Origin of the sequence: Vibrio sp. 10N.261.52.C11, assembly GCF_041471405.1 — a bacterium.
In the GTDB taxonomy this organism is placed as follows: domain Bacteria; phylum Pseudomonadota; class Gammaproteobacteria; order Enterobacterales; family Vibrionaceae; genus Vibrio; species Vibrio crassostreae_C.
In genome coordinates, this window is sequence record NZ_JBFROI010000005.1 from 120,196 (window position 1) to 133,872 (window position 13,677).

Here is a 13,677-nt window from a genome sequence, read left to right on the forward strand (position 1 = left end):
TAATTGACTGAAATTTAAACAAATTACAAAAACAAATTGTAAATGCTCAAATATTAGTCTTTTCACGCAGCGAAAAAATGCGTAAAATGCGCGCCCTTGCTGGTACAGAACTGTGATGACATTTTTGAAAATCGGAAATTATCAACTTAAGAACAATCTAATCGTCGCTCCTATGGCTGGCGTAACGGATAGACCATTCCGTGAGTTGTGTCTTCGCTACGGTGCGGGGATGGCAGTCAGTGAAATGATGTCCTCCAATCCGAAAGTTTGGAAAACGTCAAAGTCTCAGCAGCGTATGGTACATGAAGGCGAATCGGGCATTCGTTCAGTACAAATCGCTGGTGCAGATCCACAGCTTATGGCCGAGGCTGCTCAATTTAATGTCGATAACGGTGCGCAAATCATCGATATCAACATGGGTTGTCCAGCCAAAAAAGTGAATAAGAAGCTTGCGGGCTCAGCCTTACTGCAGCATCCAGAACTCATTGAAGACATTCTGAAAGCGGTGGTAAATGCTGTCGACGTTCCAGTAACGTTGAAAACGCGCACAGGCTGGGATACAGACAATAGAAACTGTGTCCAAATCGCGAAAATAGCCGAAGACTGCGGCATACAAGCTCTTGCGCTCCATGGAAGAACTCGCGCTTGTATGTACAAAGGTGAGGCAGAATACAAACACATTAAAGCAGCGAAACAAGCAGTATCTATTCCGGTTATCGCTAACGGTGATATCGATAGTCCGGAAAAAGCGAAGTTTGTGCTGGAGTACACCGGCGCTGATGCTTTAATGATAGGTCGACCTGCCCAAGGACGTCCTTGGATTTTTAACGAAATCCTACACTATTTGGAAAACGGCACCACGATGGACCCACTCCCGATTTCGGAAGTGAAAGACATCATGCTTGGTCATGTGCACGCTCTACATGAATTTTATGGAGAGTTTTTAGGCCCTCGCATCGCTCGTAAGCATGTGGGTTGGTATCTAAAAGAACATGAACAAGCGAGTGAGTTTCGCCGTACCTTCAACGCATTCGAAGCAGGTGATCTGCAGCTTGAAGCGCTAGAGGGTTTTTTTGATAACGTTGCACCATAATTACGAGAAGAGCTAGACCGAATATGTTCGAACAAAATCTGACTTCAGAAGCATTGACAGTAACTACAGTTACATCACAAGACCAAATCACGCAGAAGCCACTACGTGACTCAGTTAAAGCATCATTGAAAAATTACCTTGCTCAATTAAACGGTCAAGAAGTCAGCGAGTTATACGAATTAGTATTAGCTGAAGTTGAACAGCCACTACTAGACACTATCATGCAGTACACTCGCGGTAACCAAACTCGCGCAGCAACCATGATGGGTATTAACCGCGGTACTCTTCGCAAGAAACTTAAAAAATACGGCATGAATTAATAAAAAATTCATAAGTTATTGTTTTTAAAGGCCATTCATTTTACTGAGTGGCTTTTTTATTTTATAGCTACCACACAAACTACCAATTCCGTTTTTTTACACTAAAAACTGCGCATTAATTTTTATCATGCGACCTCCCAAACTCATCAAAAAAATCCCCCGCGTTTTTTTAAAAAAATAAGGTGGAAAAGGTGACTAATGTGACCAGCCCTTATGTAGCAAGGGTTTCAAAAACACGCTCTTATGACGCCCGTCATATTAGAAACGTGACCAAAACATGACAGGCACAAAAAAAGCGCCGTTCCTAGCGCCTCTCTCAATTCAATAATTTGTATTTTAGCTCTTTTCTTCGGGTGGTACGGACTTCACCGATTTAGGGAAAAAGTTGGCTAAGTGGTCGTTCATTTTCTTATAGGCCGGATTGGTCATATCTTTTCCAGTGCTCGATTTTGGCGGATATGAATTACTCATGATGTGTTTTCCTTGTTTGGGGTTTCTGTGCTTGGGTCGGTTACTTTAGTCTACGTAAAACTCCAGTTAACCCGCCCGTGTTAATCGATGGGTCACGATAATTCATGATTAAGTTGAACTCTTCCTGCCCTGCGCGCTCGTATACGGCTTTTAGGTACTCATCGATACACTGGCGTAGCTTTTTACCTTTAAGTTCCTTAGAAGAGAAATTGGGGTGCCTTGCGACCATAATCTGAATAATTGCATCGTCAGCGGCCTTTGACATATTAAGCAGCTCTAGTAATTTGTCCTTTTTGCTCATTTCAAACCCTCCACTTCCTCGATTAGCTTCTGTAATTCCATTTCGTGATTCTTGTTTGCCTCCCTTAGCGAACCCTCTAATTCTGCAATTCGAGCTTGGTAGTTACTGTGAACGTGATCAGTCAGCAAGTCGCGAGCGTTAATCTCAATCAGTTTTTCTATTCCTGCAATTAATGCAGCCTTTGCGCGACTTGAGTCCTTTTCCTGCATATGAGAAGGCGCGTCTAAATCCACATTGTGAGCAACAGCAAAGCCCAGTTTAGCTGCCAGTTCTGAGATTGCTTTTGCTCGCGCTTGTTCAATGGTTAATAGCTTCAAAATGGTAATCCTGTGTTTTTTTTGCCAGTAGATCTAACCAATGCCTTGTAGTTAGTTAGTGGGCAATAATTCATGTGAAAATCAATATTCTGTGTTTGTGTAGTGATATTTGCTGTTTTTGCTAATTTCGTTATCTGAAAATCAATATTATTGTTATTAGAATGGGAATTAAGACTCTAAAAATCAGCCTTTTTACATTCCCAACTTCGTAGGGTTGATATTCCCATTTCGCTATTTTTAAACGATTTTTCGCCATCCATGATCGCAAAACGGGTCAAATCCAACATCAATCATAATCAGGCTTACATCATATGATTTACCCATATCCTTTAATGCCTGAGCAATATCCGCAGTTGCGTAAATTGTGGCGCGTTCATAGGGTGCTGAATTAATGCCGGTCCCAAACACAGTTATTAGTTTTTCCATCATTTCATCGTTCTGAGAGTCGCCCGCAACATAATCCTTAATAACCGCTTTTGTGTCGCAATACTCGCAACCACTAAATAGCCTGCTTTGCTTTGCCATCTTCACTGTCTTTCGCGCGTTTCGCTCAACCAGTAACGACTTTAAACTTCCCTTATCACTCATAATCAATTTACCCGCTCTCAATTATTGGTACTCATAAGCTTTATCAAATGCGCTTTTCATTTCTTCTAGCAATGGCACTTTGTAACAAGTGGTGCGCTTACCGTTGATTGTGGGCCTTCCTCCATCGATCAAACTCACTGTCCCAATCAAGTACCGCCCTAGCTTTTTCTCGTTTATTATTCGATGGCCTGAAACACTCAATTTCTGGCAATACCCTGTATAAGATTCAAAAAAACTGCCTTTGGGAACGATTGCCCCACCCTCAAGATCGTATGACTGGTTCCCGTCAATTATTTCGCCATTTTCTATGATTCCAGACAGCCATTCCTCATGTGGTTCTAGCGACTCCATAACTTGTTGTTGTGTCGCCTCAGTCCTTGGTGCTTTTCTTAAATCGAAGCTCGATAAATCGTAATCTTGTAGGAAGTTCAAAAACTGCCCTATGGTTTGCTCATCTTCAATGTCAGCATTAAGCGGCTTAAAATAATCGCGGTTATTGGCCTTTTCGTCCGAAACCTCCAACACAAAAAAGCGTCTTTCATTAGCAGTTTGAGGTACTACCCAATCATTGTTAGTAATCATTAAAAAGCGATGAAAGCTGTCAACCTCAATAGCGTCCTTTCCTTTTGCCTCAATAGATATCGTGCTCTCAGTGATTAATGTTCTTATCTTGCCGGCATCCTTAGGTGATCCACTCCAAAATGCCTCCTCAATCGTCACTAACAGCTTGTTAGCTAAATGGCTATTAAACGCCCCCAGTAAATGCTTAGAATCCTGCACAGTGATTGCGTGCTGCCCCAACAATCGACTTAACAGCCTAGACACGGTGCTTTTACCCGTTCCCCTTGCGTCTGATTTTAGAGCGACACAAATGCCACTTTTTTCCTCAGGTTTTTGGATCAGGTGAGCCATCCACGCCAGTAAAAATCTAAAATGCTCATCATTACCACAACAAATAATATGCTTTAAATGCCACATAATCCGGTCTAGGAGATCGTCACCATCGGCGGGTTTAACCGCAAAACCTTGCCACATATTTAAAAAACGATTGCTAGCGCGTCCGGACGGGTCAAATACCACACCGTGAAAGGTGCTGCGTGAGAAGTCTTTCATCCAGACGCCATAACAATTTGCCTTTTTAGTTTGTTCGCCCTGTTGGTATGAAAAGTTGAGATTTCCGTAAAACTGCCTTTTGTCTTCCGGCTTGGAGAATGCGTAACTCACACCACCTTTATGATCGGTAGCTCTCTCGCAAATAAGCGTTTTACTTCCATGCAAAACAACAGAATGCGTAGAATTGAAAATAGAAATAATTTCAGGAGTAATTTCATTTAAAACCGTTGCCCCTGTAGATTCCCTACAAAGGATAAGCAGTGCGTCATAAGCTACCGGATGAGCGCTTTCGCTAATTTCGTGTAAGTACGTAGGTGCGGTGGTGTCCGTTCTCAGCCCTTTTAGTGCTCGCCTGATTAAAAGTGTATCCGGCTCTATACCGTGAAAGTCTTCAACCCTGTCAGCTATGCGTTCCGCATCCTCCATAGCCATACCGCTTCGAGTAAGTCTAATTTGAATTTCCTTTGCTACATCCTGCCCTGTTGGGCGAACGTGTGGGCGCTCAAATAAGTCTACATAGGTTGAAATTACCCGTTTGTAGTGTTCATCCTGTATTAAGCTCACATCAATTTCTTTAGCGTCACCAAATGCAATATTCATATCCGAGCAAATGCCATCATGAATAGCCTTTTCAAACTTTCGCTGATCACCACTTACGGAAGTCCGTGCGTTTTTAGCCATAATTTTCTATACTCTTAGCGTTGGCTAATGGTTCGAATCTTGCTGGAATCTACCGTTAGCCAATGATTTTTTAAGGACGCTCAGCATTTATTTGTTGGGCGTTTTTTCTTTCTGGCGCTTGATTGACTTCGTTCATTCGATAAATTCAAAGTTTTTGGTATTTAACATGGTAGCCACTTCCTTTTTAAATCCCAAAAATCAATAATTTCAATTAATAATCAACAACTTAAAAATAAAGATTAATTCATAAGTGATTATCTAACCTAAGATTCACTACTTTCTTTAATCCAGTTTTCAATATCCAATTGCTTCCAACCAATTGTACGGCCAAGGTGCTTTACCGGTTGCGGGAACGTGCCATTCTGTACCCATCTCCAAATGCTTTTGTAACTTCGATTTAGCATCGGACAAAGGTCTGCGTATGTGAGTAATTTTTCTGTATTCATAGTTATTATCTCAGTAAATTCCAATCAGTCTGCGTGTGTCTAATTATGCGCACTTTGAGGGCTCGTTCAATCGCCTCCAAATCGTAACTAATTGAAAAAACACACATAAGTAAAGTTTTCCTTTTCATTGAAAATTTAAGCAACTGAAAATGTTGACGTTTATTTTTTTGTTTTTTTTATGAAAACCGCCACTATTTAAACCCCACCACGTTTGATTGTTGCTTTGTGTCAGTTAGTTTTGATAACCAAAGGTCTAAAGCTGCTCTTTTTTTCTCTATATGCTGCGATCTGTTGTAAATAGCCATCACCCCACCTAAGGCGTGTCCTAGCATCTGCTCAACCACATAAGGCTCTATCTCCATATCATTTAGGTGGGTAGCAAAACTTCTGCGTAAATCATGTAAATTCCACTTTTCATGACCTAGTTTTTTGCTAATTCCTGCACCATAAGCAGATACAGCCTCTGGTCGTTTTTCTTCACCCAAAAGAAATTCATTTTTTGAGTTTTCAACTAGCGTTCGAATAACACTTTCTAGCTCTATCGGGATTGGACGTTTAATTTCAGAACCCGTTTTACTGTTAGATTTCGGAACAGTCCAAAGCATCGAATCCAAATCCCATTCTTTGATTTTTGATAAACGCAACTCTTGAGTTCTGCAGCCAAAAACAACCAATAAACGAACTAGATTTCTGTAGTACCAATGGTTTTTTCCGTTATCACACCATTCCCAAGCCTCCATAAGCTCAGGCCACGACAAAACGCGATCTTTTTTATTTTGGTGTTCGCCAATATCAGCAATGTTCAAATCTTCCAGTGCTGTCGAATAAGCAAACTGGCGGTTTCGGCAAAATCTAAGGGCTTGTTTCGCATTTTGAAGAATATACCCGCTTGCTTTTGGGGCGGGGCGAGAGTGCGCTCCGTTAGTAATATCGTCAAAGACTTGAACCCAGTGCCGCGTTTCACACAGCTCTAAAGGCAAACGACCAATGAACGGATATATGTGCTTTTTGAATTGAGCTCGGTGCTTTTCAAAGTTTGCACGTTTTTTAACTGCATCATTATCTATCCAGTGCTCGAGAGCATCCCTGACCGTTACCGCTTCCAATGTCTTCTCTCGTTGGAGTTGTGCCTGCACCTTTGGATCTAAACCTTTATCTAAATGCTTTTGATGCTCGGTAGCTGCCGTTCTCGCTTCTAGCAGCGATGTTGCGGGATAGGAGCCTAGTTTTAATTCGTATTGCTTTTTGTTGTATCTATAGCGAAGTACAAACGAAACTTTCCCTGTTTTGTAGTGGAACGCGTAAAGCCCGTCTCGATCTGCAATCTTTATAGGGTTAGCGTTGTCGTGTTTCTTTCCACTGAGTGCTTTTAGCTTGCTGTCACTGATTGCCATGTCATAAGCCTTTCATTATCCGTCACAAGAAAAACAAGTCTTATGACGCCTCTAAGCCCTTATATTTAAAGGCCTAGTCATAAGAGTCATAAGAGTCATATTAAATATTAGAATTGTTTTGAAACTTGCTAGCGATAGGGATTAGCTACCACAACAAATACCACGCAATTGCTGATACATCTGAGGATATTACGGGAGAAGGTGAGACACAATAGGATAGCAAACCGTTGCTACAAGGGGCATTAGGAGAACTAAAGTGAGATATGATGAGTTTGAGGGTAATGGCTTATTTGATAATACGGCATGAACTAATCGTTCTTTCGTAATTTATTGAATTGAAAGCCAAGCTCATTGTTGAGTTTGGCTTTTTTTTGGCTTGTCGAACCGTGATAGGTGGCTGATTACTCCCCAATGCGACAACAGCGCCCTTTGTCGACGTTTGCGGAATTCAAGGCTGCCAGAATCGAACAATGGCTTGCATCGTCGTCTACGTGGCCGCAACACGCATCATTAATCTTTTTAAGTGCGGTGCGAATCTTAGTTAACTCAGTGATCTTCTCATCAATCATCTCTAATTTTGCTGAGGTAATCGACTTCACTTCCGCGCAACTGTGCTGCGTCGCTTCCAAGCGAATCTCAAGCAATTCTTTAATCTCATCCAAACTCAGCCCCAACTCTTTGGATTTGAGAATAAAGGTCACCTGTTTTTGGTTGTTTTCATCATATAGGCGATAACCCGACTCACTGCGACTGGCTGGCGCAATCAGATTATTCTTCTCATAAAATCGCAAGGTATCGGCCGTCACACCGCATCGTTTCGCTAATTCACCGATCTGGAACATGTTTTTTCCTACTGTTTCGTCCATTCCACAATTAACCTTATCGTTACTTTTCAGGCTGAAATGGCACTTTTCATAATTAATTTTGAGATGCCAAACGATTGCGCGAGCTTTTTTGTAATAAATTAGTTAGAATCTGCGCCATCAAATTTGGAGTTGGTTATCTTATAGCTAGATCATAAGACAAACCCAAAAGGTCTTTACCAAAACTGGCCAATATTTTATCTCTTACTGGTATCTAAGATAATCCACGCTAAGAAGATAGAAACAAGTTCTTTTTTGGCAAATATCTTTATTTTAACCCCATGAATTTGAGGAAGATGGAAGCATGAATAACGCTCGTCCAATTCGCCGCGCTCTAATCAGCGTATCAGACAAAACTGGTATCGTTGAATTTGCACAAGCTCTTGCTAACCGTGGTGTAGATATCCTATCTACCGGTGGCACTGCTCGCCTGCTTGCTGAAAAAGGCATCTCTGTTACAGAAGTATCTGACTACACTGGTTTCCCAGAAATGATGGATGGCCGTGTTAAGACTCTGCACCCAAAAGTTCATGGTGGTGTTCTAGGCCGTCGTGGTCAAGATGATGACGTGATGGAAACTCACGGTATCAACCCTATCGATATGGTTGTTGTAAACCTATACCCATTCGCAGAAACCGTTGCTAAAGAAGGTTGTACCCTTGCTGATGCCGTTGAGAACATCGACATCGGCGGTCCAACAATGGTTCGCTCTGCAGCGAAAAACCACAAAGACGTAACGATCGTTGTTAACGCACACGACTACGAGCGCGTTGTCGCTGAAATGGACGCGAACGAGCAATCTCTAACACTAGAGACTCGCTTCGACCTCGCTATCGCAGCATTCGAGCACACCGCTTCTTACGACGGCATGATCGCTAACTACTTCGGCACTATGGTTCCATCATACGGTGAGAACAAGGAAGGTGATGAAGAGAGCAAATTCCCTCGCACGTTCAACCAACAGTTCGAGAAAAAGCAAGACATGCGCTACGGTGAGAACAGCCACCAGGCAGCAGCATTCTATGTTGAAGCAAACCCTGAAGAAGCATCAGTTTCTACAGCTCGCCAAATTCAAGGTAAAGCCCTTTCTTACAACAACATCGCTGACACTGACGCAGCACTTGAGTGTGTGAAAGAGTTCGACCAGCCAGCATGTGTGATTGTTAAGCACGCTAACCCATGTGGTGTTGCACTAGGTGAAGACATCCTAGAAGCTTACGACCGTGCATTCAAAACAGACCCAACGTCTGCATTTGGCGGCATCATCGCTTTCAACCGTGAGCTAGACGCTGCAACAGCAACGGCTATCACTGAACGTCAATTCGTTGAAGTTATCATTGCACCTTCGGTTTCTGCTGAAGCAGTAGAAATCGTAGCAGCTAAGAAAAACCTTCGCCTACTTGAGTGTGGTGAGTGGACAACGAAGACAACTGGCTTTGACGTGAAACGCGTTAACGGTGGTTTGCTAGTTCAAGACCGCGACCAAGGCATGGTGTCTGAAGGTGACCTGAAAGTGGTTTCTAAGCGCCAACCTACAGCTGAAGAACTAAAAGATGCTCTATTCTGCTGGAAAGTAGCGAAGTACGTTAAATCTAACGCTATCGTTTACTCGAAAGGCGACATGACAATTGGTGTTGGCGCTGGCCAAATGAGCCGCGTTTACTCTGCGAAAATCGCAGGCATCAAAGCTGCAGACGAAGGTCTACAGGTTGAAGGCTGTGTGATGGCATCAGATGCATTCTTCCCATTCCGTGACGGTATCGACGCGGCTGCAGAGGCTGGCATCAAGTGTGTTATCCAACCGGGCGGCTCTATGCGTGATGACGAAGTTATCGCAGCAGCAGACGAACACGGCATGGCGATGATCTTTACGGGCATGCGTCACTTCCGCCACTAATCAGAATAGGCTCTAGGTTTTCCTAGAGCCTTTTTTATTCGTTTAACCGTTCATTAATGTTGGCGTTTTACTCATCAACGTTAATAGAAATTTTAATTTTTAGAGCAAAATCAGATTGCCTAGTTCAAGGAAAACACGCGGAGCTTATGACTATAAGTGAGCATGTTTGACGCCGAAATAGGTAATCTGATGAAGCTATCAAAGGTAAAATAAAATGAATGTATTAATTATTGGTGCTGGCGGTCGTGAGCATGCACTAGGTTGGAAAGCAGCACAAAACCCAAACGTTGAAACAGTATTCATCGCTCCAGGTAACGCAGGTACTGCACTTGAGCCAAAACTAGAGAACGTAAACATCGGCGTTGAAGACATCGCTGGTTTAGTCGCGTTTGCTCAAGATAAAAAAATCGAACTGACTATCGTGGGCCCTGAAGCACCATTGGTTATCGGTGTGGTTGATGCATTCCGCGAAGTAGGTTTGCCAATCTTCGGCCCTACTCAAGCTGCAGCACAGCTTGAAGGCTCTAAAGCATTCACTAAAGACTTCCTAGCTCGTCATGATATCCCAACAGGTTACTACTCAAACTTCACTGAGATTGAGCCAGCTATCGCTTACGTTCGCGAGCAAGGCGCTCCTATCGTAGTGAAAGCTGACGGTCTTGCGGCAGGTAAAGGCGTTATCGTTGCGATGACCCTTGAAGAAGCAGAAGACGCAATCAAAGACATGCTAGCGGGCAACGCCTTTGGCGAAGCAGGCAGCCGCGTTGTTATCGAAGAGTTCCTCGAAGGCGAAGAAGCAAGCTTCATCGTAATGGTTGACGGCTCTAGCGTGCTTCCTATGGCCACCAGCCAAGATCACAAACGTGTTGGCGACAAAGACACTGGGCCAAACACGGGCGGCATGGGTGCTTACTCTCCTGCGCCGGTTGTAACTCCAGAAATCCACAACCGTATCCTTGAGGAAGTTATCTACCCAACGGTACGTGGTATGGACGCAGAAGGCGCACCTTACACAGGTTTCCTTTACGCTGGCCTAATGATCGATGCTGACGGCACACCTAAAGTTATCGAATACAACTGCCGCTTTGGCGACCCTGAAACGCAACCTATCATGATGCGTATGGAGTCAGACCTTGTTGAACTTTGCCTAATGGCTATCGACGAGAAGCTCGACGAAGCAGAATCGAAGTGGGATCCACGCGCTTCTATCGGTGTTGTTCTTGCGGCTGGCGGTTACCCTGCTGACTACGCAAAAGGTGACGTTATTTCACTACCAACAAGCGAAGTTGAAGGCCAAAAGGTTTTCCACGCGGGTACGACAAATAATGAAGCTGGCGACGTTGTGACAAACGGCGGTCGTGTACTTTGTGCAACAGCACTGGGCAATACGGTTTCTGAGGCTCAAGAGCGCGCTTACGCGTTGACGAAGCAAGTTAGCTGGAATGGTATGTTCCACCGCAATGATATTGGTTACCGTGCGATTGCGCGCGAACAAGAGCAGTAAACAATCTTGTTGCTCGCTTACTTTCCAATAACAGTAAGCAAATGACAGCAAGTGAATAACAGAAAAAGGCGCCTCAATAGGCGCCTTTTATTATCTCATTTACACAAGAATCTGTATTTGTACAGACAAATAGGCACTTGGCCTACAGTAGGCCAAATACTCTCAATCCTTTGATTACTCGCTATTCTTTCAACAATGATGGCCTAACGACACAATCATGGCTGTCTTCAGCCAGCATCAGTAACTCTTCCACGCTCATCTTACCCAGTGAATCACTGCCAAGAAACGCCGCATAGCTTTCCACAGACGCCAATCGGTCAATCACGAAGCCTGGCAAGGTCTGGTTAAATTCAATGCGATCAAACTCACCACCAGCGCACGTTTTAAAAGAGCTGCCATTCCAGTAACCCTGAATCAGCCTAAGCCCTTCATCATGCTGCTTCGTTGTGGTCTCTAGAACCGACGTCGCTTCTTTCTGATAGTTTTCAAGCTGCTTGGCTTGGATAGGTAAGATTTTGCTATCAATACGATACTGTTGATACACAGCTTCGCCTGACTTATTGAAACGCACATGGACTCGATAGGGAACCAGCTCATTAGAAGAGTTACGCTGCTCGCCTTCACGAATGAATTCACGAAGCACGCCTTCTGACCAAGCATAATCAGTTTGGTACCAGCCGTAATCGCCGACAGTGACGTAGTCAGCTGAAGTATGAGGTTGTGTTAGCTTGTTTGTAACCCAGTAGAAACTCGTCGCGTCGCCTATGACTTGGCCGCCAGTGTGAGTTTCAAATTGCTCTAGGTTTTTGCGAGGGCTTGTTGAAGAACAGCCAATAAGAAATGTAGATAATAGTGAAACGAGAAGAAATGCTTTTTTCATAAAAACCTGTACCGAGGTGGAATACGACTACCTCGGTACAGTTTAGATTATTTCACTGAATCTTTCAGCGCTTTACCTGCAACAAATGCTGGAACATTTGCAGCAGCGATTTGGATCTCATCACCAGTTTTTGGGTTACGACCAGTGCGAGCTGCACGGTGGTTTACTTTAAAAGTACCAAAACCAATTAGCTGAACTTGATCGCCATCTTTAAGAGCATCTGTAACACCGCCAAGAGTCGCTTCTAGAGCAGCTTTAGCTTGTGCTTTAGAAAGGTCCGCTTTTTCAGCAATAAAGTCGATTAATTGAGTCTTGTTCATTTTAGGTTTCCCTTCTTTGTATTTTTGAATTCAATTCACTCTAAAACATAAATGCCCCATCTGGCAAAGGTTTGTCGTCGATCTTTAGCTCTAATGCCGTAGTTTTAGCCATAATATGAGTAATAACTCACAATTTGTTACTGATTTTATTAAGCAAGCCCTTGTTTAAAAGGGGCTGAGAGCAAAATTAATGATGACCTAGCCACTACTTTTTCACTATAATCCACGCTGAATCGCTGCTAAAGCGTACAATTTAATTTAAGGGCAAACATGCTGCTGCTATCTATTTACGTCTCCATTGCTATTGGAGTTTCTTTCATTTGTTCTGTTTTGGAAGCTGTACTTTTGAGTATTAGTCCGAGCTACATTGCTCAACTAAAACAAAATGGGCACCCTGCAGCAGAGTCTTTAGACAAACTGAAAACAGATATTGACCGCCCGCTTGCGTCAATTTTAACGCTCAACACCATCGCCCATACTATCGGTGCTGCGACAGCAGGTGCACAAGCGGCTGTCGTTTTTGGTAGCCAATGGTTAGGTGTCTTCTCTGCCGTGCTAACGCTAGGTATCTTGGTATTATCTGAGATTGTTCCAAAAACCATTGGTGCAACCTACTGGCGTCAACTTGCTCCTGCTTCGGCAAGCGTGCTTCGTTGGATGGTGTTCTTCCTAACACCGTTTGTATGGTTCTCAGAACAGATCACCAAACGTCTTGCTCGTGGCCACCAAGCACCAAAAATGCGTGATGAGTTATCTGCAATGGCGATTTTGGCAAAAGAGAGCGGTGAATTTGCAGAAGGCGAGTCAAAAATCCTGAGCAACCTACTGGGTATTCAAGATGTACCCGTGACTCAGGTAATGACGCCGCGCCCAGTGGTATTCCGTGTTGATGCGGAAATGAGTGTGAATACGTTCCTAGAACAACATAAAGACACGCCATTCTCACGTCCGCTGGTTTACAGCGAGCAGAGTGACAACATCATCGGTTTTGTTCACCGCTTAGAGCTGTTTAGATTGCAGCAAGCCGGTTGTGGTGAGAAAGCTTTGGGTGAAGTAATGCGCCCTATCCACGTGTTGCTGAACAACATGGGCTTGGCTAAGGCCTTTGACCAGATGATGGCAAACCGCCTGCAACTGTCTTTAGTTGTGGACGAATACGGCACTATTCAGGGCATCATCACCCTAGAAGACATCTTTGAGCACCTAGTGGGCGAAGAGATTGTCGACGAAGCGGATAAGACGACTGACATGCAAGAACTGGCGTTCCAACGCTGGGAGAAGTGGAAAGAGACACACGGTGTTATCGAAAACCGCGATGACGAGGACGAGGAAGAAACTCCAGCAGACAACGACTCTTCAGATGCAAAATCAACGAATGACGACGACGCATCAAAAGATAAGGCATCAAAAGACAAAGTGTAGAACGAAGACAAAAAAGACGCTTAATCTAAATTTGATACCGTCAGATACAACAAAGGCTCCCTAGGGA

Annotated in this window: 15 protein-coding genes; 5 read left to right on the forward strand and 10 right to left on the reverse strand. The window is 43.6% G+C overall.

Annotated elements, in window-relative coordinates:
• The first annotated feature begins 124 nt into the window (after window positions 1–124).
• Window positions 125–1,093 carry a tRNA dihydrouridine synthase DusB gene (gene dusB, locus AB4323_RS01380; RefSeq protein WP_032546269.1) on the forward strand — a complete coding sequence of 323 codons (969 nt, stop codon included), beginning with the start codon at window positions 125–127 and terminating at the stop codon, window positions 1,091–1,093.
• A gap of 23 nt (window positions 1,094–1,116) precedes the next feature.
• Window positions 1,117–1,413, forward strand: coding sequence for a DNA-binding transcriptional regulator Fis (fis, locus tag AB4323_RS01385; RefSeq protein WP_004729744.1), 297 nt, complete (start codon window positions 1,117–1,119; stop codon window positions 1,411–1,413).
• Between the two features lie 336 nt (window positions 1,414–1,749).
• Here the strand turns inward: fis and AB4323_RS01390 are convergent, their stop codons facing one another.
• The 8 genes from AB4323_RS01390 to zntR all read right to left on the reverse strand — a co-directional run bounded on the left by AB4323_RS01390 (window position 1,750) and on the right by zntR (window position 7,566).
• Complete coding sequence (locus AB4323_RS01390; protein WP_258184730.1) at window positions 1,750–1,884, reverse strand: hypothetical protein; 135 nt, start codon at window positions 1,882–1,884, stop codon at window positions 1,750–1,752.
• A gap of 40 nt (window positions 1,885–1,924) precedes the next feature.
• The gene (locus AB4323_RS01395) at window positions 1,925–2,185 is read right to left on the reverse strand and encodes a hypothetical protein (protein WP_019820774.1); all 261 of its coding nucleotides are present in this window, start codon (window positions 2,183–2,185) and stop codon (window positions 1,925–1,927) included.
• Window positions 2,182–2,502: a hypothetical protein gene (locus AB4323_RS01400; RefSeq protein WP_108187361.1), complete on the reverse strand. Its 321-nt coding sequence runs from the start codon at window positions 2,500–2,502 to the stop codon at window positions 2,182–2,184. Before AB4323_RS01400 ends, AB4323_RS01395 begins: the two co-directional genes overlap by 4 nt.
• 237 nt (window positions 2,503–2,739) lie before the next feature.
• A complete protein-coding gene (locus AB4323_RS01405; protein WP_146162740.1) occupies window positions 2,740–3,027 on the reverse strand; it encodes a hypothetical protein in 288 nt (95 codons plus the stop codon).
• Between the two features lie 84 nt (window positions 3,028–3,111).
• Window positions 3,112–4,884: a DUF5906 domain-containing protein gene (locus AB4323_RS01410; RefSeq protein WP_108187359.1), complete on the reverse strand. Its 1,773-nt coding sequence runs from the start codon at window positions 4,882–4,884 to the stop codon at window positions 3,112–3,114.
• 263 nt (window positions 4,885–5,147) lie between these two features.
• Window positions 5,148–5,330: an AlpA family transcriptional regulator gene (locus tag AB4323_RS01415; protein ID WP_108187358.1), complete on the reverse strand. Its 183-nt coding sequence runs from the start codon at window positions 5,328–5,330 to the stop codon at window positions 5,148–5,150.
• 191 nt (window positions 5,331–5,521) lie between these two features.
• Window positions 5,522–6,724 (reverse strand): tyrosine-type recombinase/integrase, encoded by a 1,203-nt coding sequence (locus tag AB4323_RS01420; protein WP_372122115.1) that lies wholly within the window; start codon window positions 6,722–6,724, stop codon window positions 5,522–5,524.
• A 401-nt stretch (window positions 6,725–7,125) separates the two neighbouring features.
• Window positions 7,126–7,566: a Zn(2+)-responsive transcriptional regulator gene (gene zntR, locus AB4323_RS01425; RefSeq protein WP_136981938.1), complete on the reverse strand. Its 441-nt coding sequence runs from the start codon at window positions 7,564–7,566 to the stop codon at window positions 7,126–7,128.
• 325 nt (window positions 7,567–7,891) lie between these two features.
• On the opposite strand from zntR, the gene purH reads away from it, so the two are divergent.
• Window positions 7,892–9,484 (forward strand): bifunctional phosphoribosylaminoimidazolecarboxamide formyltransferase/IMP cyclohydrolase, encoded by a 1,593-nt coding sequence (gene purH, locus AB4323_RS01430; protein ID WP_372151434.1) that lies wholly within the window; start codon window positions 7,892–7,894, stop codon window positions 9,482–9,484.
• Window positions 9,485–9,698: 214 nt separating this feature from the next.
• Window positions 9,699–10,988, forward strand: a complete 1,290-nt coding sequence (purD, locus tag AB4323_RS01435) for a phosphoribosylamine--glycine ligase (protein ID WP_017062702.1) — start codon at window positions 9,699–9,701, stop codon at window positions 10,986–10,988.
• Between the two features lie 181 nt (window positions 10,989–11,169).
• Here purD and AB4323_RS01440 read toward each other — a convergent pair whose 3' ends face one another.
• Window positions 11,170–11,868 carry a DUF1481 domain-containing protein gene (locus AB4323_RS01440; protein ID WP_372151436.1) on the reverse strand — a complete coding sequence of 233 codons (699 nt, stop codon included), beginning with the start codon at window positions 11,866–11,868 and terminating at the stop codon, window positions 11,170–11,172.
• Between the two features lie 47 nt (window positions 11,869–11,915).
• Window positions 11,916–12,188: a nucleoid-associated protein HU-alpha gene (hupA, locus tag AB4323_RS01445; RefSeq protein ID WP_004729753.1), complete on the reverse strand. Its 273-nt coding sequence runs from the start codon at window positions 12,186–12,188 to the stop codon at window positions 11,916–11,918.
• A gap of 270 nt (window positions 12,189–12,458) precedes the next feature.
• On the opposite strand from hupA, the gene AB4323_RS01450 reads away from it, so the two are divergent.
• Window positions 12,459–13,610, forward strand: a complete 1,152-nt coding sequence (locus tag AB4323_RS01450; protein ID WP_017062700.1) for a CNNM domain-containing protein — start codon at window positions 12,459–12,461, stop codon at window positions 13,608–13,610.
• Window positions 13,611–13,677: the final 67 nt, after the last annotated feature.